Below are 21,937 nucleotides of genomic sequence, written 5' to 3'. Positions count from 1 at the left end.
TGGTGCCGGACCGGATCCGTCTGTCCGGGACCTGGCGGGACAGACCAGGTTCGCCTCAGGGCTGTCCGGTGACCAGCTCCCGGAGGAACGCGAGATCGACGTCTTCGAGGGAACTGACGACGACGCGTCCGGCCGCCGGAGCGATCGGCGCCACGGACGGTACGGCGACCACCCGGCACCCCGCGGCCTCGGCGGCGGCGACTCCCGTGGCGGTGTCCTCGATGACCGCGCAGCGCCAGGGGTCCGCGCCGAAGCCCGCCGCCGCGGTGAGGTAGGGCTCGGGGTGGGGCTTCGTGCGGGTGACCTCGTCGCCCGCCACGGTCAGGGCGAAGTGGTGATGGCCGACGGAGTCCAGGACCCGGTCGATGATCCGGCGGTGCGAGGCGGAGACCAGCGCGGTCGGCACGTCGCACGCGGCCAGCTCCGCCAGCAGGCGCCCGGCGCCCGGCATCAGCGGGACACCGCGGCCGATGCGCTTCTCGAACCGGTCGTTGAGCAGCACGGTGAGTTCGTCGAGCGTGATGTCGGCACCGGTGGAGTCGATGAGGTACCCGGCGCTGCGGGTCATCGGCCCGCCGACGACCACGTCGCGCCAGGTCTCGTCGAGCCGGTGGCCCAGATCGGCGAAGACCTCCACCTCCACATCCCACCAGAAGCCCTCGGTGTCGACGAGGGTTCCGTCCATGTCGAGAAGGACAGCCTGCAGGGCGGCGCCTTCGGCCGTGCGGGTCAGGGACGCGGGAACCGTACTGGTCATCCGGCACACCTTCCGTAGGGACGAGAAGGCCGGCCGCCGTCCCGGTGGGGAGGGCGACCGGCCTGCACTGGACCGACCAGTCTACGACTCGTCCGGCCACCGCGCGGGGAACGGCGGGCGGCCGTGCGGGGAACAGCGCCTCATCGGGCGTTGAAGTACTTCGCCTCCGGGTGGTGGATGATGATCGCGTCGGTGGACTGCTCGGGGTGCAGCTGGAACTCCTCGGAGAGCTTGACCCCGATCCGCTCCGGCTCCAGCAGGTCAGCGATCTTCGCGCGGTCCTCCAGGTCGGGGCAGGCGCCGTAGCCGAGGGAGAAGCGCGCGCCGCGGTACTTCAGCGCGAACATGTCCTCGACGTCGGCGGGGTCCTCCCCGGCGAAGCCCAGCTCGCCGCGGACCCGGGCGTGCCAGTACTCCGCCAGGGCCTCGGCGAGCTGTACGGACAGGCCGTGCAGCTCCAGGTAGTCGCGGTAGGAGTTGGCCTCGAAGAGCTCGGCGGTCGCCTCGCCGATCTTCGAGCCGACGGTGACGACCTGGAGGCCGATGACATCCACCTCGCCGGACTCCTGGGGCCGGAAGAAGTCCGCGAGGCACAGGCGCCGGCCGCGGCGCTGGCGCGGGAAGGTGAACCGGGTGCGCTCGGAGCCGTCCTCGTGGAGCAGGATCAGGTCGTCGCCCTTGGAGACACAGGGGAAGTAGCCGTAGACCACGGCGGCCTCCAGCATGTTCTCGGTGTGGAGCTTGTCGAGCCAGCCGCGCAGGTGCGGGCGGCCCTCGGTCTCCACCAGTTCCTCGTACGTCGGTCCGTCGCCGGTACGGGCCTGCTTGAGGCCCCACTGGCCCTTGAAGAGCGCGCCCTCGTCCAGCCAGGAGGCGTACTCCTTGAGCTGGATGCCCTTGACGACCCGGGTGCCCCGGAAGGGCGGCTCGGGGATGGGGTTGTCGGTCGCGACATCGGAGCGGACGCCCTCCTCCGGCTCCGTCACCTCGACGGCCGCGGCCTCGCGCTTGGGCACCCGGCGCTGCTTGAGCTCGGGCAGTGCGGCGCCCGGCACTCCGCGCTTGACGGCGACGAGGGCGTCCATCAGCCGCAGGCCCTCGAAGGCGTCGCGGGCGTAGCGGACCTCGCCCTCGTAGATCTCGTGGAGGTCCTGCTCGACATAGGCCCGGGTCAGGGCGGCGCCGCCGAGGATCACCGGGTAGTCGGCGGCCAGCTTGCGCTGGTTCAGCTCCTGGAGGTTCTCCTTCATGATCACGGTGGACTTCACCAGGAGACCGGACATGCCGATGACATCGGCGCGGTGCTCCTCGGCGGCTTCCAGGATCGCGGAGACGGGCTGCTTGATGCCCAGGTTGACGACGTTGTAGCCGTTGTTGGACAGGATGATGTCGACGAGGTTCTTGCCGATGTCGTGGACGTCGCCGCGGACGGTGGCCAGCACGATGGTGCCCTTGCCCTCGGCGTCCGACTTCTCCATGTGCGGTTCCAGGTGGGCCACCGCGGTCTTCATGACCTCGGCGGACTGGAGCACGAACGGCAGCTGCATCTGGCCGGAGCCGAAGAGCTCGCCGACGACCTTCATGCCTTCGAGCAGCGTTTTGTTGACGATGTCGAGGGCGGGCGTGTCCTGGAGCGCCTCGTCGAGGTCGGCCTCCAGGCCGTTCTTCTCGCCGTCGATGATGCGCCGCTGGAGGCGCTCGTCCAGCGGCAGGGCGAGGAGTTCCTCGGCCTTGCCCGCCTTCATCGACTTCATGTTGACGCCCTCGAAGAGCTCCATGAGCTTCTGCAGGGGGTCGTACCCCTCGGCGCGGCGGTCGTGGATCAGGTCGAGGGCGACCTTGACCTGCTCCTCCTCCAGGCGCGCGATCGGAAGGATCTTGGAGGCGTGCACGATCGCGGAGTCGAGGCCCGCCTTGACGCACTCGTCGAGGAAGACGGAGTTCAGCACGACGCGGGCGGCCGGGTTGAGGCCGAAGGAGATGTTCGACAGGCCCAGCGTGGTCTGGACGTCGGGGTGGCGCTTCTTCAGCTCGCGGATGGCGCCGATGGTGGCGATTCCGTCGCCCCGGGACTCCTCCTGACCGGTGCAGATGGTGAAGGTCAGGGTGTCGATGAGGATGTCCGACTCATGGATGCCCCAGTTGGTGGTGAGGTCCTCGATGAGCCGCTCGGCGATGGCGACCTTGTGCTCGACGGTACGGGCCTGGCCCTCCTCGTCGATGGTCAGGGCGATCAGCGCGGCGCCGTGCTCGACGGCCAGCGCGGTGACCTTCGCGAAGCGGGACTCGGGGCCGTCGCCGTCCTCGTAGTTGATGGAGTTCAGCACGGCACGCCCGCCGAGCTTCTCCAGTCCGGCGCGCAGGACGGGCAGCTCGGTGGAGTCGAGCACGATCGGGAGGGTGGAGGCGGTCGCGAAGCGGCCGGCCAGCTCCCGCATGTCGGCGACACCGTCGCGGCCCACGTAGTCGACACAGAGGTCGAGCATGTGCGCGCCCTCGCGGATCTGGTCGCGGGCCGTCTCGACGCAGTCGTCCCAGCGGGCCTCCAGCATCGCCTCGCGGAACTTCTTCGAGCCGTTGGCGTTCGTGCGCTCGCCGATCGCGAGGTACGAGGTGTCCTGGCGGAAGGGGACGCTCTGGTAGAGCGAGGCGGCACCCGGCTCCGGGCGCGGTTCGCGGACGGTGGGGACCGTGCCCCGGACCCGCTCGACCACCTGGCGCAGATGCTCCGGCGTCGTACCGCAGCAGCCGCCGACCAGGGAGAGGCCGTATTCGCGTACGAAGGTCTCCTGGGCGTCCGCGAGCTCGGAGGGGCCCAGCGGGTAGTGCGCGCCGTCCTTGCCGAGCACCGGCAGACCCGCGTTCGGCATGCAGGAGAGCGGGATCCGGGAGTGCCGGGCGAGGTAGCGCAGGTGCTCGCTCATCTCGGCGGGGCCGGTGGCGCAGTTCAGGCCGATCATGTCGATGCCGAGCGGTTCCAGCGCGGTGAGCGCGGCGCCGATCTCGGAGCCGAGCAGCATGGTGCCGGTGGTCTCGACGGTGACGGAGCAGATCAGCGGAAGACTGCTGCCGGTGGCCGTCAGGGCGCGCCGGGCGCCGATGATGGAGGCCTTGGTCTGGAGCAGGTCCTGGGTGGTCTCCACCAGGAGGGCGTCGGCGCCGCCGGCGATCATGCCTTCGGCGTTCTGCTGGTAGGCGTCACGGAGCTTGTCGTACGGGGCGTGGCCCAGGGTGGGCAGCTTGGTGCCCGGCCCCATGGAACCCAGCACCCAGCGCTGCTGTCCGGTGGACGCGGTGAACTCGTCGGCGACCTCGCGGGCGATACGGGCGCCGGATTCGGAGAGTTCGTACACCCGCTCGGGGATGTCGTACTCGCCGAGGGCCGCGAGATTCGCGCCGAAGGTGTTCGTCTCGACGCAGTCCACTCCGACCGCGAAGTACTCCTCGTGCACCGACCGGACGATGTCGGGGCGGGTGATGTTCAGAATCTCGTTGCAGCCTTCGAGGTTCTCGAAGTCCTCAAGGGTGGGGTCCTGCGCCTGGAGCATGGTGCCCATGGCGCCGTCGGCCACCACCACTCGGGTGGCGAGCGCCTCACGAAGGGCGTCGGCTCGGGTCCGGCTGTCGGCGGCGGATGTCGGCAACGAGGCCATGGATGATCTCCCAGGGATGCGACGGCTGTCGGCTTTGCGACCTTCTGTCGGAAGGCGCACCTCGCCAGCCTAGCGGGGTGGCACCCCGCCCCGTCAGTCCGTCCATGGGACGGACTGCATGCTGTGCGAGGGACAGCACGTGACAAGTGGTGGAACGGACTTTCCTGGGCGCCGAGCACAGGTCGGCATCGACCGATAGTGTTCAGCATTGTCGAACCGAGGTGGAGGAGTACGGCGCGATGGCCAAGAACATCCAGTCGCTGGAGCGGGCGGCCGCGATGCTGCGTCTGCTGGCGGGCGGTGAGCGTCGGCTCGGCCTCTCCGACATCGCCTCCTCCCTGGGGCTGGCCAAGGGCACCGCGCACGGCATCCTGCGCACGCTCCAGCTGGAGGGCTTCGTCGAGCAGGACGCGGCGTCCGGGCGCTATCAGCTCGGCGCCGAACTGCTGCGCCTGGGCAACAGCTATCTGGACGTCCACGAGCTGCGGGCGCGCGCCCTGGTGTGGACCGACGACCTGGCCCGCTCCAGCGGCGAGAGCGTGCACCTGGGCGTCCTGCACCAGCACGGCGTCCTCATCGTCCACCATGTCTTCCGCCCCGACGACAGCCGCCAGGTGCTGGAGGTCGGGGCCATGCAGCCGCTGCACTCCACCGCACTGGGCAAGGTGCTCGCCGCCTTCGACCCGGTGGCGCACAGCGAGGTCATGGAGGCGGAGCGGCGGTCCTTCACCGCGCGCACCGTGACCGCGGCGGACGAGTTCGAGCCGCTGCTCGACCTGGTACGGGCACGGGGCTACGGCACCGACGCGGAGGAGACCTGGGAGGGGGTGGCCGCCGTGGCCGCGCCCATCCACGACCGGCGGCGGATGCCGGTGGGCGCCGTGGCCGTCACCGGCGCCGTGGAGCGGGTGTGCCCGGACGGCGAGCTGCGCCCCGAGCTGATCGCGGCGGTACGGGACTGCGCCCGCGCGGTCTCCCGGGACCTGGGCGCCGGCCGCTTCTGAGCCGTACGGGGCCGCGCGGAGCGGCCCGCGCGGGCCCGTACGGCCACGCGCACCGTCCGCACCACCGCACCCACCCGCACCCGCACTCCCGGGCCCCGGCCGCGCGCCGGGGCCTCCCCGCGCATGCGGTCCGCTCGCGAGCGGACCGCACACGATCAGTAACGATCGGGTTCCGCACCGAGTCGTACGCCACACACCCTTGACGCGTCATTCGTTCGGGGGAAACACTGCCGTTCACCGGTCGGCATTGTCGAACACTTAACGGAATTACACGTTAGGGTGTGACAGTGCCAAGGGCCGGTCAAGCCCTTACAGGTGGCGTGACCACAGCACGTGGATACCCATCTGGGGCGCGAATCACCGGAGGGACCCGGCGATTCGCCCTCCCCTGGACGAAGGACAAAGGAGTCACGGGTGTCCAGCTCCGACATCTTCACCGGCGAGACCATCGGTACCGCCGTGCTCATCCTGCTGGGCGGTGGCGTCTGTGCCGCCGTCACGCTGAAGCGCTCGAAGGCGTTCAACGCCGGCTGGGTCGCCATCACCTTCGGGTGGGGCTTCGCCGTGCTGACCGGCGCGTACATCTCCGCCGGCACGTCCGGCGCCCACCTCAACCCGGCGGTGACCGTCGGCCTCGCGATCAAGGGCGCCACCGAGTGGAGCGACCTCCCGGTCTACTTCGCCGGACAGCTCCTCGGCGCGATGATCGGCGCGGTGCTCGTGTGGACCGCGTACTTCGGTCACTTCAAGCTGCACCTGAACGACCCCGAGGTCGCCGCGCGCGGGGCGGAGAACCCGGGCCCGGTGCACGGCGTGTTCTTCACCTCGCCGCAGATCCGCAACGTCGGCCAGAACATGGCGACCGAGATCATCGCGACCACCGTCCTGGTCCTCGCGATCCTCACCCAGAGCACCATCCCCGGCCTCACCCCCGAGGACCCCAAGGGTCCGGGTGTCCTCGGCGCGATGATCACCGCGTTCGTCGTCGTCGGGCTCGGTCTCTCGCTCGGCGGCCCGACCGGATACGCGATCAACCCGGTCCGTGACCTCGGCCCCCGGATCGTGCACGCTCTGCTTCCACTGCCCAACAAGGGCGGCTCGGACTGGAGCTACGCCCTGATCCCCGTGGCGGGTCCGCTGATCGGCGGCGCCCTCGCGGGCGGGATCTACCAGCTCGCCTTCGCCTGAGCCCTCAGAGCCGTACTACACAGACTTCCGGGAGCACACCGTGACCGACGCACACACCACCGGCACCCACGGCACCGGCCCGTTCATCGCGGCCATCGACCAGGGCACCACCTCCAGCCGCTGCATCGTCTTCGACAAGGACGGCCGGATCGTCTCCGTCGACCAGAAGGAGCACGAGCAGATCTTCCCGAAGCCGGGATGGGTCGAGCACGACGCGGCCGAGATCTGGGAGAACGTCCAGGAGGTCGTCGCCGGAGCCATCGTCAAGGCGGGCATCACCTCCGCCGACGTCAAGGCGATCGGCATCACCAACCAGCGCGAGACCACACTGCTCTGGGACAAGAACACCGGCGAGCCCGTCCACAACGCCCTCGTCTGGCAGGACACCCGCACCGACGCGCTCTGCAAGGAGCTCGGCCGCAACGTCGGCCAGGACCGCTTCCGGCGCGAGACCGGGCTGCCGCTCGCCTCGTACTTCGCCGGGCCCAAGGTCCGCTGGCTGCTCGACAACGTCGAGGGGCTGCGCGAGCGCGCCGAGCGCGGCGACATCCTCTTCGGCACCATGGACTCCTGGGTCATCTGGAATCTGACCGGCGGCACCGACGGCGGCGTCCACGTCACCGACGTCACCAACGCCTCGCGGACCCTCCTGATGAACCTGCACACCATGGCGTGGGACGAGAAGATCCTCCACTCCATCGGCATCCCCGCCGCCGTGCTCCCCGAGATCCGCTCCTCCGCCGAGGTGTACGGCTCCGCCCGGGGCGGTGTGCTCGACGGGGTCCCGGTGGCCTCCGCGCTCGGCGACCAGCAGGCCGCGCTGTTCGGCCAGACGTGCTTCGCCGAGGGCGAGGCCAAGTCCACGTACGGCACCGGCACCTTCATGCTGATGAACACCGGTCACACCCCGGTGAACTCGTACAACGGCCTGCTGACGACCGTGGGGTACCAGATCGGCGACCAGCGCCCGGTGTACGCCCTGGAGGGATCCATCGCGGTCACCGGTTCGCTGGTGCAGTGGATGCGGGACCAGATGGGCCTGATCAAGTCCGCGGCCGAGATCGAGACGCTCGCCTCGTCGGTCGAGGACAACGGCGGCGCGTACTTCGTGCCCGCGTTCTCCGGTCTGTTCGCCCCGTACTGGCGCCCCGACGCCCGTGGCGTCATCGCCGGTCTCACCCGGTACGTCACCAAGGCGCACATCGCCCGTGCCGTGCTCGAAGCCACCGCCTGGCAGACCCGCGAGATCAGCGACGCCATGACCAAGGACTCCGGCGTCGAACTGACCGCGCTCAAGGTCGACGGCGGCATGACTTCCAACAACCTGCTGATGCAGACGCTCGCCGACTTCCTGGACGCGCCCGTGGTGCGTCCGATGGTCGCCGAGACCACCTGCCTCGGCGCGGCCTACGCCGCCGGTCTGGCCGTCGGTTTCTGGCCGGACACCGATGCCCTGCGTGCCAACTGGCGCCGGGCCGCGGAGTGGACCCCCCGCATGGACGCGGACGTCCGCGACCGCGAGTACAAGAGCTGGCTCAAGGCCGTGCAGCGGACCATGGGCTGGCTCGACGACACAGTCGAGGAGTAATCACCATGACCACCCTGCGATGCGTCCCGGCTCTCGGGACGCACCCGGCCTCCGGCTCCCTCCCGAGCCGCGCCGAGACTCGGGAGCAGCTCTCCAGGGCGACGTACGACCTCCTGGTCATCGGCGGCGGCATCCTGGGCATCTCCACCGCCTGGCACGCCGCGCAGTCCGGGCTGCGGGTGGCGCTGGTGGACGCCGGCGACTTCGCCGGCGCCACCTCCTCCGCCTCCTCCAAGCTGCTCCACGGCGGTCTGCGCTATCTGCAGACCGGCGCGGTGAAGCTGGTCGCGGAGAACCATTTCGAACGGCGGGCGGTCTCCCGCGAGGTCGCCCCGCACCTGGCCAACCCGCTCACCTTCTACCTGCCGGTGTACAAGGGCGGGCCGCACGGCGCCGCCAAGCTCGGGGCGGGGGTGTTCGCGTACTCGGCGCTGTCCGCGTTCGGTGACGGCGTCGGCCATGTGATCAGCCCCGCGAAGGCGCGGCGCGACGTCCCCGAGCTGCGCACGGACAATCTGAAGGCCGTCGCGGTCTACGGCGACGACCAGATGAACGACGCCCGCATGGCCCTGATGACGGTCCGCGCGGCCGTCCAGGCGGGTGCCGTCGTCCTCAACCACGCGGAGGTGACCGGCCTGCGGTTCACCGGGGGCCGGGTCACGGGCGCCGATCTGAAGGACCGTACGGACGGTACGGAGTTCGGGGTCGGCGCCCGGCTCGTGCTGAACGCGACGGGGCCGTGGGTGGACCACCTGCGGAAGATGGAGAACCCGGACGCGGCCCCCTCCATACGCCTGTCCAAGGGCGCGCACCTGGTGCTCAAGCGCACCCGCCCCTGGAAGGCGGCGCTCGCCACCCCGATCGACAAGTACCGCATCACGTTCGCCCTGCCGTGGGAGGACATGCTGCTGCTCGGTACGACCGACGAGGAGTACGAGGGCGACCCGGGCGATGTCGCGGTGACCGAGGCGGACACGGCGCAGATCCTGGACGAGGCGGCGTTCTCGATCCGGGACCAGCAGCTGTCCCGCGACCTGATCACGTACTCCTTCGCGGGTCTGCGGGTGCTGCCCGGCGGCCCCGGGGACACGTCCAAGGCCAAGCGGGAGACGGTCGTGACGGAGGGCCGCGGCGGCATGCTGTCGGTGGCCGGCGGCAAGTGGACGACCTTCCGCCACATCGGCCGCACCGTGATGAACAAGCTCGCCGCGCTGCCGGGGCACCCGCTGGCGGAGGACATGGAGCCGATGGCCCGGCTGCCGAAGAAGCTGCCGCTGCCCGGCATAGCCAACCCCGACGCGGTCGCGCACCGGCTGCTGATCGACGGCGGCACACCCGGTCCGCGGATGGCGGCCGACACCGCGCGGCACCTGGCCACCCACTACGGTTCGCTGGCCTTCGACATCGCGCGGATGGCGAACGAGGACCCGGCCCTGGCCGAGCGCGTCCACCCGGACGCACCGGAGATCTGGGCGCAGGTGGCCTACGCCCGGGACCACGAGTGGGCCGAGACCGCGGACGATGTGCTGCGCCGGCGGACGACGCTGACGATCCGGGGCCTGGCGACGGACGGGATCCGCGACAGGGTCGACGGCATGCTGGCCGACCGGGGCTGAACCGGACGGGGTACGACGGGGGCGCTTCCCGCGGACGGGAGGCGCCCCCTTCCGCGTATCCATGACCGGGTGCGGCCGGCGGTGTGCCGGGCGGGCGGGCCCCGTGCGCGTGCCCGTACGCAGGTCCGTGGGCGCGGGTGCCCGGCGGTCGGCGTGCGGGCCGCGGGCGTCGCCGGTATGTGCCACACCGCCGCCATACGCGCGCAATACGCCGCGGGGAGAGTGGTCGTCATGAAATTCTCCGTACTCTCCCTGATCGGCCACGCCCCGCACCCGCTGACCGGCGAACTCCCCTCCGCCGCGGACCGGTTCGAGGAGGTGATCGAGACCGGTGTCGCGGCGGAGCGGCTCGGGTTCGACGCGTACTCGATCGGGGAACGGCACGCCGGCCCCTTCCTCTCGTCGAGCCCGAGCGTGGTGCTGGGCGCGATAGCCGCCCGCACCCGCGCCATCCGGCTGCTGACCGGAGTCACGGTCGTCGCGATCCTCGACCCGGTGCGGGTGGCCGAGGACTTCGCGACGCTGGACCAGCTGTCCCGGGGGCGGATCGAACTGGTCGTCGGCAAGGGTGCGGAGGCCGGGCACTTCGACCTCTTCGGGCTCGACGAGGACCGGCAGTGGGACCTCCAGAAGGAGAAGTACGAGCTGCTGCGGCGGCTGTGGACGGAGGAAGGGGTGGACTGGGAGGGTGAGTTCCGGCCGCCCCTGAAGAACGTGACGACGGTCCCCCGTCCGTTCGCCGGGCCGCCCCGCGTCTGGCACGGCTCGGCGACCAGTCTCAACTCCCCCGAGCTGGCGGCGAAGCACGGCGATCCGCTGTTCACGGCGAATGCCGTCCAGCCGCGCGAGGCCTACGCCCCTTCGGGCTGGAGCGCGCGGAGCAGCTGGAGACCCTGCAGCGGTTCGCCGAGGAGATCGCCCCCGTCGTACGCCGCGAGGCGCCGTCCTCCCTCTGGGAGTGACCGGCTCCACCGGCCGGGCCTCCACGGGCCGGCGTCACGGGCCGGCGTCACGGGCCGGCGTCACGGGCCGGCGTCACGAGCCGACGTCACGGGTCGGCGTCACGGCCCGGCACCACGTCCTGGCGGCGCGGATGCGCCGGGGGCTGCTCTTCCGGGGGTACGGACCCGCATAATGGAGACAGACATCGGATGTCTGAATCCAGTCCGAATCCAGGAGGACCGTCATGGCTGTCACCGACGAGGCGATCGAGAAGATCAAGGGAATGATCGTCTCGGGTGCGCTACGCCCCGGCGACCGGCTGCCCAAGGAGAGCGAACTCGCCGCGGAGCTGGGGCTGTCGCGCAACTCCCTGCGGGAGGCGGTGCGCGCGCTGTCGCTGATCCGGATCCTCGATGTGCGGCAGGGCGACGGCACCTATGTCACCAGCCTGGACCCGCAGTTGCTCCTGGAGGCGCTGAGCTTCGTGGTGGACTTCCACCGCGACGACACGGTGCTGGAGTTCCTCGCGGTGCGCCGGATCCTGGAACCGGCCGCCACGGCGATGGCGGCGGGCCGCATCAGCGAAAGTCAACTGGACGTACTCAGCTCCCAGTTGGATGCCCTGGGCGGGCAGCCCTCGGTGGGGGAACTGGTCGCCGCGGACCTGGACTTCCACCGCGGGATCGTGCAGTCCTCCGGCAACTCGGTGCTCTGTTCCCTGCTCGACGGTCTCTCCGGTCCCACCACACGGGCGCGGGTCTGGCGCGGACTGACACAGGAGGACGCCGTCAGCCGCACCCTGCACGAGCACCGGGCGATCCTCGCCGCACTGCGGGACCGGGACGCGGAGGCCGCACGGGCCTGGGCCACGGTGCATGTGGCGAGCGTGGAACAGTGGCTCAGGTCCACGCTCTGAGGCGGACGGCGCCGGCGATCCGGCCATGACACGCGTACGGGCCCGGCGGGAGCACCTCCCCGCCGGGCCCGTACGGCGCCGCTCCTCCGGCCCCTGCCGCGCGGCCGGCACGCCCCGGTGCCCGGCAGCCGCTCCCCACGGCCCTCCTCAGTCCTGCTTCTCACCGCTGGCGAAGCGGGAGATGACCAGCGCGACGATGATGATCGCGCCGTTGAGGAACTGGTTCCACAGGACGGGCACACCGCCGAGGGTCATCACATTGACCACCAGCTGGAGCGTCAGCACGCCGGTGAGGGCGCCGAACAGCGTCCCGCGCCCGCCCTTGAGGCTGATGCCGCCGATCACCGCCGCGGCGAACACCTGGAAGATCCAGCCGTTGCCCTGGGTGGCCGCCACCGATCCGTAGTGGCCGGTGTAGAGGATGCCCGCGAAGGCCGCCAGCAGACCGCCGACGGCGAGCACGGTCCAGGTGATCCGGTCCACCCGGATACCGGCCGCCCGCGCCGCCTCCGGGTTGCCGCCGATGGCGTACAGCGCGCGTCCGTGGCGCAGCCAGGCCAGCACGGCACCGCCCACCGCGAACAGGGCCAGGCAGATCCAGACCGCGGCCGGGGCACCGAACCACTCGCTCCTGCCGAGGTAGCGGAAGGACGCCGGGACGTCGGTGATCGACTTGCCCTCGGTGATGCCGATGTGGAGACCGCGCAGCATGGTGAGCATGCCGAGCGTGGCGATGAAGCCGTTGACCCGGAGCCTGAGGATCAGGAAGCCGTTGATCACGCCCACGGCCAGGCCGACAAGCAGACAGAGCGGGATGGCGGACCAGGCCGGGAAGAGTTCCAGACCGGCGAAACGGCCGCCGTCCTCCGGCAGCACCAGCCACATGGCGACGACGGGCGCGATGCCGATCGTCGACTCCAGCGACAGGTCCATCCGGCCGCAGATCAGGATCAGCGCCTGGCCGAGCACCAGCAGGCTCAGCTCGGAGGACTGCTGGACGACGCTGATCAGGTTGCTGGAGGTGAGGAAGACCGGCGAGACGATGAACCCGATCACCATCAGTACCAGGATCACCGGCACCAGGGAGAAGTCGCTCCACCGGATCAGCGCCAGGCGGCCGCGCGGGCCGGTGTGCTTCGTCCCGCTCGTGGTGCCGTCGTCGGTGACGGACGGCTGTGTCGTCGCGGTCATTCGCTCTCCCCCACACCTTCCATGGCGGCGACGAGTTCCCCGTCGGTCCACCCGCTCGCGAACGTCGCGACGACCCGCCCGTGGAACAGGGCGAGCACCCGGTCGCACACCCGGAGGTCGTCCAGCTCGTCCGAGACGATCACTGCGGCGTTCCCCTCGTCGGCGACCCGCCGGACCACGCCCAGCAGCGAGTCCTTGGACTTGATGTCCACTCCCGCCGTGGGCCGGACCGCGACCAGCACGCTCGGCTTCCGGGCGAGCGCGCGGGCGACCACCACCTTCTGCTGGTTGCCGCCGGAGAGGCCGGAGACCGGCTGTTCGGGCCCCCGGGTCTTGATGTCCAGGGAGTCGATCATCGACCGGGCGAACTGCCGGGTACGGGAGGGCAGTACGGTCCCCCACGGGCCCAGCTGGTCGGTCACCGTGAGCGTGGCGTTCTCGGCGACGCTCCGGTCCGGCACGAGCCCCTGGTCGTGGCGGTCCTCGGGGATGTACCCGATCCCGGCGGCCAGGGCGTGCGGCACGCTGCCGGGCCGTACGACGACGCCGTGCACCAGGACCGTGCCGCCGGACGCCTTGCGCATACCGGCCAGCGTCTCGCCGAGCGCGGTGTTGCCGCTGGCCGCCGAACCGGCGAGGCCGAGCACCTCACCGGGCCGCACCTGGAGGTCGATCGCCTCGAACTCGCCCTCCAGCGAAAGCCGTTCGGTACGCAGCACCGGGGCGGCCGATTGATCGGCCGCCCCCGCCGCGGGGGCGTGCCAGGCACCCGCGCCACTGCCCCGCTCCCCCGTCATGGCCGCCACCAGATCGGCCTTGCCGATGTCGGCGACCGGGGCGGTCAGCACATGGTGGGCGTCCCGGTAGACGGTGACGGCGGTGCACAGTTCGTACACCTCCTGGAGGTGGTGGGAGATGAACAGGAACGCCACCCCCTGGCCCTGGAGTTCCCGCAGTTTGCCGAAGAGCCGCCCGATGCCACGGGCGTCGAGCTGCGCGGTCGGCTCGTCCAGGACGATCAGTCGGGCGCCGAACGACAGCGCCCGCGCGATCTCCACGAACTGCCGCTGTTCCACGGCGAGATCCCGGGCCCGTGCGCCGGGGTCGACCTGCACCCCGTACTCGGCCAGCAGCGTCTGCGCGCGTCTGCGGAGCCTGCCCCAGCTGATCCAGCGGGCCCTGTCGTCGAACCGGTTGAGGAAGAGGTTCTCGGCGACGGTCAGATCCGGGACGACCATGGACTTCTGGTAGACGCAGGCGATCCTGGACTGCCAGGCCGTGGTGTCCCCGAAGGCGGGCGACGGCTCGCCGCCGAAGGTCACCGTTCCCTCGTCCGCCCGGTGGAGTCCGGTGAGCACGCCGACCAGGGTGGACTTGCCCGCGCCGTTGCGGCCGACGAGTGCGTGGGACTCGCCGGGCCGCACGGTGAGCCCGACGCCGTCGAGCGCCACGGTGGGCCCGAAGCGCTTGACGATGCCCGCCGCCCGTACCGCCGGTGGTGGTGCCTGGTTCATGGCCGGCTCACCTCTCCAGCTGGTTGGCCCACAGTTTCGGGTCGTCGACGTTCTCCTCGGTCACCAGGGGTGCCGGGAGCTGGTCCTCGTAACCGCCCGGGATCCTGATGATGCGGGAGCCGTGGTCGGTCGGTCCCTCCTTGAAGGTCCTGCCGTCCAGGGCCGCCCCGGCGTAGTACAGGGCGTACTTCGCGTACAGGTCCGCGGGCTGGGAGATCGTCGCGTCGATCTTCCCGGCCCTGATGGCGTCGAACTCCTCCGGAATACCGTCGTTGGAGATGATCGTGATGTGCCCCGGCGTACCCGCCGGCTTCAGCAGCTTCTTCTGTTCCAGCAGGGCGAGCGTGGGCTGGAGGAAGACCCCGCCGGCCTGCATGTAGATGCCGTTGATGTCGGGGTGCGCGGCCAGCGTCGACTGGAGCTTGGCGGAGGCGACGTCGCCCTTCCAGTCGGTGGCCAGCTCGAAGACCTCGATGCCGGGGAAGTCCTTGTCCATACAGGCCTTGAAGGCCTGGGAGCGGTCGCGCCCGTTGATCGAGGACAGGTCGCCCTGGAATTCGACGACCTTGCCCTTGCCTCCCAGCTGTTCGCCGAGGTACTTGCAGGCGTTGGCGCCGTACGCCTTGTTGTCGGCACGCACCACCATGTACACGCTGCCCTTGTCGGGGCGGGTGTCGACGCTGATGACGGGGATCTTCTTCCCGTTCAGCGTGCTGAGCGTCTCGGCGATCGCGCCGGTGTCCTGCGGGGCCATCACGACGGCCTTCGCACCCTGGTCGGTGAACGTCCGGACGTTGGCGACGAGCTTGCCGATGTCGTTCTGCGAGTTGGTCAGCGGCAGCGCCTCCACCTCGCCGCCCTTGACGCCCTTCTCCACGTACTGCTGGTAGGAGTTCCAGAAGTCGCTGTCGCTGCGCGGCAGATCGATCCCGACCCTGCCGCCCCCGTCCCCGCTGCCGGCGGAGTCGCGGTTGCAGCCGGCCAGGGCCGTGACGGCCAGCAGTACGGCGCAGGCCGCCGCACTCGTCGTACGCACTCTCATGGGTCCCGTCCTTCGTGAAGTACCGGCTCGGAGTATTTCGGCGGTGCGGGATGGGGCGGCTCGTGCGGCGGTTCCGGGGCGTGCGGTGGTCGCTTTCGTACGGTGGTCGCTTTCGTACGGTGGTGGTCGCTTTCGTACGGTGGTCACGGGGGGGGCGCCCGGCGGTGCGGGTCCGTGCGGGACCGCCGGTGTCAGGCGTCGGCGGGGCGCAGTCTCAGGCCCTGCATCCCCCCGTCGACGGCGAGTGCGGTGCCCGTGACGGAGGCGGCGGCCGGGCTCGCCAGATAGACGATGGCGGCGGCGACCTCGTCGGCCGAGACCAGCCTGCCGAGCGGCTGACGGGCGTTGAGCGCGGCGCGTTCGGCGTCCGGGTCATCGGCCTGCCCCAGCAGCCGGCCGATCCACGGGGTGTCCGCGGTGCCGGGGTTGACGCAGTTGACGCGGACTCCCTCGCGTACGTGGTCGGCCGCCATGGCGAGGGTCAGCGAGAGCACCGCGCCCTTGCTCGCGCTGTACAGGGCGCGCTGCGGCAGTCCCGCGGTGGCGGCGATCGAGCAGGTCTGGGTGATCGATACGGAACCCGGCCGGGCGGCGGCCGCGCGGCGCAGATGGGGCAGCGCGTGCCGGGCGGTGCGGACCATGCCGAGAACGTTGATGTCCAGCACCCGGGTCCACTCGTCGTCGGCGTTGTCCTCGACGGTGCCGACGGAGCCGATCCCGGCGTTGGAGACGAGGGTGTGCAGGGCGCCGAGTTCGGCGGCGGCCAGGTCCACGGCCTCGCGCACGGCCGCGTCGTCCCTCACGTCGGCCTTGAGCGCGAGCGCTCCGGCGGGGGCGCCCGCGGTCTCCCGGTCGAGGACGGCGACCTGTGCGCCGCGCTCCAGGAGCATCGTCGCCACGGCGGCCCCGATCCCGGAGGCACCGCCTGTCACCAGGGCGGACATCCCGTCGAAGTCCTGTGTGCCGGTCATCGGTCGGCCTCCTGAGGCGTAATGCGGGCCTGCCAGACGGGGCCCTGCGGGTAGCGGTGTTCGGCGATCGACCGGGGGAGCATGCGGGCGGAGAAGCCCGGTGCGCGCGGTGCGACGTAGCGGCCGTCCTTGATGACGGTGGGGTCGGCGAAGTGCTCGTGGAGATGGTCGACGTACTCGATCACGCGGTCCTCCCAGGTTCCGGAGACCGCCACATAGTCGAACATCGAGAGGTGCTGGACCAGTTCGCACAGCCCGACGCCTCCGGCGTGCGGGCAGACGGGCACCCGGTACTTGGCGGCGAGCAGCAGGATCGCCAGGTTCTCGTTGACGCCCGCCACGCGTGCCGCGTCGATCTGGACGAAGTCGACGGCACCGGCCTGGAGGAGCTGCTTGAACACGACGCGGTTGGCGACATGTTCGCCGGTGGCGACCTTGACGGACTGTCCGGCGCGCACGGCGGCGTGGCCGAGGATGTCGTCGGGGCTGGTCGGCTCCTCGATCCAGTGCGGGTCGTAGGGCGCGAGCGCGCTCATCCAGGCCACCGCGTCCGCGACGTCCCAGCGCTGGTTGGCGTCGACGGCGATCCGGACGCCGGGGCCGACTGCCTCGCGGGCGATGGCGAGTCTGCGGATGTCGTCGTCCAGGTCGCCGCCGACCTTCAGCTTGATCTGGCCGAAGCCGTCGGCGACGGCCTCCCGGGCGAGCCTGGCGAGCTTCTCGTCGGAGTAGCCCAGCCAGCCGGGCGAGGTGGTGTACGCGGGGTAGCCCCGGTCGAGGAGCCGCTCGGCGCGCTCGGCGCGGCCCGGTTCGGCGGCCCTCAGGATCGCGAGGGCCTCCTCGGGGGTGAGCGCGTCCGTGAGGTAGCGGAAGTCGACGAGGGAGACCAGTTCCTCGGGCGTCATTCCGGCGAGGAACCGCCAGACGGGCAGGCCGGCCGCTGTGGCCGCCAGGTCCCACGCCGCGTTGACGACCGCGCCGGCCGCCATGTGCATCACGCCCTTCTCCGGGCCCAGCCAGCGCAGTTGCGAGTCATGGGTGAGATCGCGGTACAGCGCGGCAAGGTCGGCGGCGGTACGGGGGGCGGGGCGCCCCACCACGTAGGGGCGCAGCGTCTCGATGGCGGCCGCCATGACCTCGTTGCCGCGTCCGATGGTGAAACAGAAGCCATGTCCCTCGATACCCGCGCCGTCACCGCCGGGCAGGTCCGTGCGCAGGACGACGTAGGCGGCGGAGTAGTCCGGGTCGGGGTTCATGGCGTCCGAGCCGTCCAACTGTTCCGAGGTGGGAAAACGGATGTCGTGGACCTCGAAATCCGTGACGGTCTGACTCATGTGCGCCCCCCAGGGCAAATAACATCGGATCTCTGGTGTGGTCATCCGATGTATAGCGCCGTACAGGGGCGGACGTCCAGGGTTGAGGGGAAATTCCGTCATACAGCTCGGATGAATCCAGGGGCTGATGCCCTGATTCGACCGTTGATGCACCCCTCAGTGGCAAGGTTCACCCACCCGTGCAAAGAGGCTGCTGCGGGAGGGGGCCCAACCCGTAAGGTTGCTCCGTACACAAGAAGACTTCGGAAGGAGGCCTGGGTGATCGAGCTCGAGGGGGTACCCGAGCTGATCGACCCGGTCATGGTGGCCGCGTTCGAGGGCTGGAACGACGCCGGTGACGCCGCCTCCACAGCGGTCGGACATCTGGACCGGGAATGGAAGGGCGAGGTGTTCGCGGCGCTCGACGCCGAGGACTACTACGACTTCCAGGTCAACCGGCCCACGGTGTGGCTGGACGGCGGGGTGCGCAAGATCACCTGGCCCACCACCCGGCTCTCCGTGGTCCGCGTCGGCGGGGACAAACCCCGCGACCTGGTCCTGGTCCGCGGCATCGAACCGTCGATGCGCTGGCGCTCGTTCTGCAACGAGATCCTGGGATACGCCCATGAGCTGGGCGTCGAGATGGTTGTCATCCTCGGGGCGCTGCTGGGCGACACCCCGCACACCAGGCCGGTACCGGTCAGCGGCGTCACCTCGGACCCGGATCTGGCCAGGACCATGGACCTGGAGGAGACCCGGTACGAAGGCCCGACAGGCATCGTCGGCATCCTCCAGGAAGCCTGCACCCATGCGGGCGTGCCCGCGGTGAGCCTGTGGGCGGCGGTGCCGCACTATGTGTCGCAGCCGCCCAACCCCAAGGCGACGCTGGCGCTGCTGAACCGCCTCGAAGACCTGATCGGCCTGCGGATCCCGCTGGGCGAACTGCCCGAGGACGCCCGCGCCTGGCAGCTCGGCGTCGATCAGCTGGCCGCCGAGGACAGCGAGGTCGCGGAGTACGTCCAGACGCTGGAGGAGGCCCGGGACACCGCGGAGCTGCCCGAGGCGTCCGGCGAGGCCATCGCCCGGGAGTTCGAGCGTTATCTGCGGCGCCGGGACGGCGGCCCGGGGCAGGCGCCCGGCGGCCATGCCACGGAGTCGGGGGACGCCTCGTACCTGCGGGACACCTCCTCCGGCCGCGCCAGACCCCCCAGACCACCGCGGCCGGAAACAGGCCCCGAGAACGCCCCCGGCGCCCCGCCGCAGGACGGTTCTACGCCCTCGTCCTCCGACAAGGACAGCGGACCGGACGAAACATCCGAGGACTCGTCCGAGGATTCGTCCGAGGACTGAGCTACGGCGGGCCGCGGCGCCGTCCGGCGGGGGCGCGGCACGGCACGGCACGGCAACGGGCAGGAACGAGGGCCGGCCCCGGACTTCGCGAAGAAGTCCGGGGCCGGCCGTCGTGAACGGGTCGAGCGGTGGTTACGGCACCGGGGCCTACAGCGCGACGCCCAGCAGGGCGTCGACGGTGCGCGAGACGAGCCCCGGCGCACTCTCGTCCGTACCGCCCTCGGCCACGGCCAGCGCGGCCCAGCGGTCCACCGCGGCGAGCGCCGCGGGGGCGTCCAGGTCATCGGCGAGGGCCTCGCGGACCTCCTCGACCAGCGCGTCGGCGGACGGCCCGTCGGGGCGGGAGACGGCGGCACGCCACCGGCCCACGCGCTCCACGGCGTCGGTGAGCACCTGGCCGGTCCACTCCCAGTCGGCCCGGTAGTGGTGCGCGAGCAGGGCCAGGCGGATGGCGGCCGGGTCCACGCCCTCACGGCGCAGCGCGGAGACGAACACCAGGTTGCCCCGGGACTTGGACATCTTCTCGCCGTCCAGCGCGACCATGCCGGCGTGGACGTAGGCCTGGGCGAACGGGTGCTCGCCGGTCAGCACCTGGGCGTGCGAGGCGCCCATCTCGTGGTGCGGGAAGGCCAGGTCGGAACCGCCGCCCTGGACATCGAAGCCCATGCCCAGATGGTCCAGCGCGATGGCCACGCACTCGATGTGCCAGCCGGGCCGGCCGCGGCCGAGCGAGGCCCCGTCCCAGCTCGGCTCGCCCTCACGGGCGGCCATCCAGAGCATCGGGTCGAGGGGGTTCTTCTTGCCGGGGCGCTCCGGGTCGCCGCCGCGTTCGGCGGAGAGCAGGCGCATCGCCTCGGCGTCGAGGTTCGAGACCTCGCCGAAGTGCGGGTCGGACTCGACGGAGAAGTACACATCGCCTTCGAGTTCGTAGGCGGCGCCCGCGTCGCGGAGGCGTTCGACGAGCGGGACGATGCCGGGTATCGCCTCCACCGCGCCGATGTAGTGCTTCGGCGGGAGCATGCGCAGGGCGGTCATGTCCTCCCGGAAGAGTGCCGTCTCGCGCTCCGCGAGCTCGGTCCAGTCCTGACCGTCGCGCACGGCCCGCTCCAGCAGCGGATCATCCACGTCGGTCACGTTCTGGACGTAGTGAACCTGCCGCTTGGTGTCGAGCCACACGCGCTGAACGAGGTCGAACGCGTTGTAGGTCGCCGCATGACCCATATGGGTCGCGTCGTACGGCGTGATGCCGCAGACGTAGATGCGGGCGACGGGACCGGGGTCAAGGGTGATCCGTCCGCCGGTCGCGGTGTCGTGGATCCGAAGGTCGCGGCCCTTGCCAGGCAGGGCGGGGACCTCAGAAGCGGGCCAGGCATGCATGTCATGAGCGTAACCGGACGATGCTTCCGGATACGAACCGGATAGGGGAACGTGGCCGAAGAGGCGGTCTTGCGCGGGCGCGGCGGTTCGTCTATGAGCCCCGGGACGGCACGTTCCCGGCTGTCACACCGGCGGCCACGGAATCGCCGGCCACGCCCCGCTGGGCTCCGGATGCCGCCCCGCCGTACGCAGCCCCGCGACCCTTCCGCGCAGCGCCTCCACCTCGGCCCGTGTGATGAGTTCGGCCAGACGGGTGGCCAGGGCCGCCCCCGGCGCCAGCTCCGCGGCGAGCAGGCCGAGCGCCTCCACCGCCTCGGACGTCAGGGGCTCCCCGGCCCAGCCCCACAGCAGCGTCCGCAGCTTGTCGTCCGCGTTGAACGTGACGCCGTGGTCGATGCCGTACAGCCGCCCGCCGGGCGCGGGCAGCAGATGCCCGCCCTTGCGGTCGCCGTTGTTGATCACCGCGTCGAGGACCGCCAGCCGCCGCAGCCGCGGGTCGTCCGCGTGCACCAGCAGCGCCGTCCGGCCCTCCCCCACCTCGGCGAAGCCCACGGCCTTCCAGCCTTCCCCGGGCTCCTCGGACTCGACGAGCGCGAGCAGCGACGGCTCCGTCCCACCCCCGGGGGTCTCGATCCACAGCTGGCACATGCCCTGGCCGTACGGTCCGTCGCGCAGCACCGTGGGCGGCACGAGTCCCCACCCGGTCGCCTCGGAGACCTCGTAGGCGGCCACCTCGCGCTGGGCGAGCGTCCCGTCGGGGAAGTCCCAGAGCGGCTGCTCCCCTGCGACGGGCTTGTAGACGCAGGTGCGCTCCTCACCCTCGTACGCGACCGTGCAGTGCAGCACCGCGTTGGACGCGCCGCGGACCTGTCCCAGGACCGTGAGCCGCCCCTCGGCGAGCAGGGTGAGCAGCTCGGTGTCCGTCAGGCCCCGCGACGGTATCCGTTCTGGCGCGGGCATACGTGTCCTTCCGGATCGAGCGGCAGGCTGCACAGCGGGCACGGCGGGCGGCCGGCGTTCACGACGTCCAGCGCCCGCTTGGCGAAGGCACGCGCCTGGACGCCGCTCAGCCGGACGCGCAGCATGGGCGGCCCGTTCTCCTCGTCCTGCAGAAGCCGTTCCTCGGCCTCCGCGAGGTCGGCCTCGGAGTCGGCGTCCAGTTCGACGAGGGCCTGCGCCTCGACGATCATGCGCTGCTCCTCACCGTCCCAGGCCAGCGCCATCGTGCCGACCCGGAACTCCTCCTCGACGGGTGCGTCGAGGGGCGCCGTGTCGGCGACATCGGTGGGGGCCACGGCGGGCACCGGCGAGTTGCCGCCGGTCCGCCGTACGACCTCGTCGAGCAGTTCGTCGATCCGCTCGGCCAGGGCGGCCACCTGGGTCTTCTCCAGCGCCACGCTGGTGACGCGGCCGCTCGACGACGCCTGGAGGAAAAACGTACGGCGGCCAGGCAGCCCGACCGTACCGGCCACGAACCGGTCCGGCGGGTCGTAGAGGAACACCTGACGGGACACG

The 21,937-nt window shown here is 71.0% G+C and carries 16 protein-coding genes and 1 pseudogene; 7 read left to right on the top strand and 10 right to left on the bottom strand.

Features of this window, described 5'->3' with window-relative positions:
* Positions 1-55 precede the first annotated feature (55 nt).
* Positions 56-757, bottom strand: coding sequence for an HAD family hydrolase (locus ACIGJO_RS21825; protein WP_399960472.1), 702 nt, complete (start codon positions 755-757; stop codon positions 56-58).
* Positions 758-897: 140 nt separating this feature from the next.
* The gene (gene metH, locus ACIGJO_RS21820) at positions 898-4,410 is read right to left on the bottom strand and encodes a methionine synthase (RefSeq protein WP_399960470.1); all 3,513 of its coding nucleotides are present in this window, start codon (positions 4,408-4,410) and stop codon (positions 898-900) included.
* A 239-nt stretch (positions 4,411-4,649) separates the two neighbouring features.
* Here metH and ACIGJO_RS21815 point away from each other — a divergent pair, with 239 nt between their 5' ends.
* From ACIGJO_RS21815 to ACIGJO_RS21790, 6 genes and pseudogenes are all read left to right on the top strand, one after another.
* Positions 4,650-5,414: an IclR family transcriptional regulator gene (locus ACIGJO_RS21815; RefSeq protein ID WP_399960468.1), complete on the top strand. Its 765-nt coding sequence runs from the start codon at positions 4,650-4,652 to the stop codon at positions 5,412-5,414.
* 414 nt (positions 5,415-5,828) lie between these two features.
* Positions 5,829-6,602 carry an MIP/aquaporin family protein gene (locus tag ACIGJO_RS21810; protein ID WP_399960466.1) on the top strand — a complete coding sequence of 258 codons (774 nt, stop codon included), beginning with the start codon at positions 5,829-5,831 and terminating at the stop codon, positions 6,600-6,602.
* A 40-nt stretch (positions 6,603-6,642) separates the two neighbouring features.
* Positions 6,643-8,190, top strand: coding sequence for a glycerol kinase GlpK (gene glpK, locus ACIGJO_RS21805; RefSeq protein ID WP_399960464.1), 1,548 nt, complete (start codon positions 6,643-6,645; stop codon positions 8,188-8,190).
* A 5-nt stretch (positions 8,191-8,195) separates the two neighbouring features.
* The gene (locus tag ACIGJO_RS21800) at positions 8,196-9,806 is read left to right on the top strand and encodes an FAD-dependent oxidoreductase (protein WP_399960462.1); all 1,611 of its coding nucleotides are present in this window, start codon (positions 8,196-8,198) and stop codon (positions 9,804-9,806) included.
* A 231-nt stretch (positions 9,807-10,037) separates the two neighbouring features.
* Positions 10,038-10,664: pseudogene (locus ACIGJO_RS21795) on the top strand (LLM class flavin-dependent oxidoreductase); the annotation flags it as partial.
* A 328-nt stretch (positions 10,665-10,992) separates the two neighbouring features.
* The gene (locus tag ACIGJO_RS21790; protein WP_399960460.1) at positions 10,993-11,664 is read left to right on the top strand and encodes a FadR/GntR family transcriptional regulator; all 672 of its coding nucleotides are present in this window, start codon (positions 10,993-10,995) and stop codon (positions 11,662-11,664) included.
* Between the two features lie 147 nt (positions 11,665-11,811).
* Here ACIGJO_RS21790 and ACIGJO_RS21785 read toward each other — a convergent pair whose 3' ends face one another.
* The 5 genes from ACIGJO_RS21785 to ACIGJO_RS21765 all read right to left on the bottom strand — a co-directional run bounded on the left by ACIGJO_RS21785 (position 11,812) and on the right by ACIGJO_RS21765 (position 17,716).
* Positions 11,812-12,855: an ABC transporter permease gene (locus ACIGJO_RS21785; RefSeq protein ID WP_399960458.1), complete on the bottom strand. Its 1,044-nt coding sequence runs from the start codon at positions 12,853-12,855 to the stop codon at positions 11,812-11,814.
* The gene (locus ACIGJO_RS21780; RefSeq protein WP_399960456.1) at positions 12,852-14,369 is read right to left on the bottom strand and encodes a sugar ABC transporter ATP-binding protein; all 1,518 of its coding nucleotides are present in this window, start codon (positions 14,367-14,369) and stop codon (positions 12,852-12,854) included. The genes ACIGJO_RS21785 and ACIGJO_RS21780 overlap by 4 nt, the downstream gene beginning before the upstream one ends.
* Positions 14,370-14,376: 7 nt before the next feature.
* Positions 14,377-15,411 (bottom strand): sugar ABC transporter substrate-binding protein, encoded by a 1,035-nt coding sequence (locus ACIGJO_RS21775; RefSeq protein ID WP_399960454.1) that lies wholly within the window; start codon positions 15,409-15,411, stop codon positions 14,377-14,379.
* 191 nt (positions 15,412-15,602) lie between these two features.
* Positions 15,603-16,382 carry an SDR family NAD(P)-dependent oxidoreductase gene (locus ACIGJO_RS21770; RefSeq protein ID WP_399960452.1) on the bottom strand — a complete coding sequence of 260 codons (780 nt, stop codon included), beginning with the start codon at positions 16,380-16,382 and terminating at the stop codon, positions 15,603-15,605.
* Positions 16,379-17,716, bottom strand: coding sequence for an enolase C-terminal domain-like protein (locus ACIGJO_RS21765; RefSeq protein ID WP_399960450.1), 1,338 nt, complete (start codon positions 17,714-17,716; stop codon positions 16,379-16,381). The genes ACIGJO_RS21770 and ACIGJO_RS21765 overlap by 4 nt, the downstream gene beginning before the upstream one ends.
* Positions 17,717-17,974: 258 nt before the next feature.
* Here ACIGJO_RS21765 and ACIGJO_RS21760 point away from each other — a divergent pair, with 258 nt between their 5' ends.
* The gene (locus tag ACIGJO_RS21760; protein WP_399960448.1) at positions 17,975-19,045 is read left to right on the top strand and encodes a PAC2 family protein; all 1,071 of its coding nucleotides are present in this window, start codon (positions 17,975-17,977) and stop codon (positions 19,043-19,045) included.
* Between the two features lie 147 nt (positions 19,046-19,192).
* Here ACIGJO_RS21760 and mshC read toward each other — a convergent pair whose 3' ends face one another.
* The 3 genes from mshC to ACIGJO_RS21745 form a co-directional block, all read right to left on the bottom strand.
* Positions 19,193-20,422, bottom strand: coding sequence for a cysteine--1-D-myo-inosityl 2-amino-2-deoxy-alpha-D-glucopyranoside ligase (gene mshC / locus ACIGJO_RS21755; protein WP_399960446.1), 1,230 nt, complete (start codon positions 20,420-20,422; stop codon positions 19,193-19,195).
* Between the two features lie 123 nt (positions 20,423-20,545).
* On the bottom strand, positions 20,546-21,382 hold the full coding sequence (locus ACIGJO_RS21750; RefSeq protein WP_399960443.1) for an SCO1664 family protein: 837 nt from the start codon (positions 21,380-21,382) through the stop codon (positions 20,546-20,548).
* Complete coding sequence (locus ACIGJO_RS21745) at positions 21,346-21,936, bottom strand: DUF3090 domain-containing protein (RefSeq protein ID WP_399960441.1); 591 nt, start codon at positions 21,934-21,936, stop codon at positions 21,346-21,348. Before ACIGJO_RS21745 ends, ACIGJO_RS21750 begins: the two co-directional genes overlap by 37 nt.
* Position 21,937: the final 1 nt, after the last annotated feature.

The organism is Streptomyces sp. NPDC079020, assembly GCF_044542225.1.
Lineage (GTDB): Bacteria > Actinomycetota > Actinomycetes > Streptomycetales > Streptomycetaceae > Streptomyces.
This window is presented reverse-complemented; position numbering and strand designations above follow the sequence as displayed.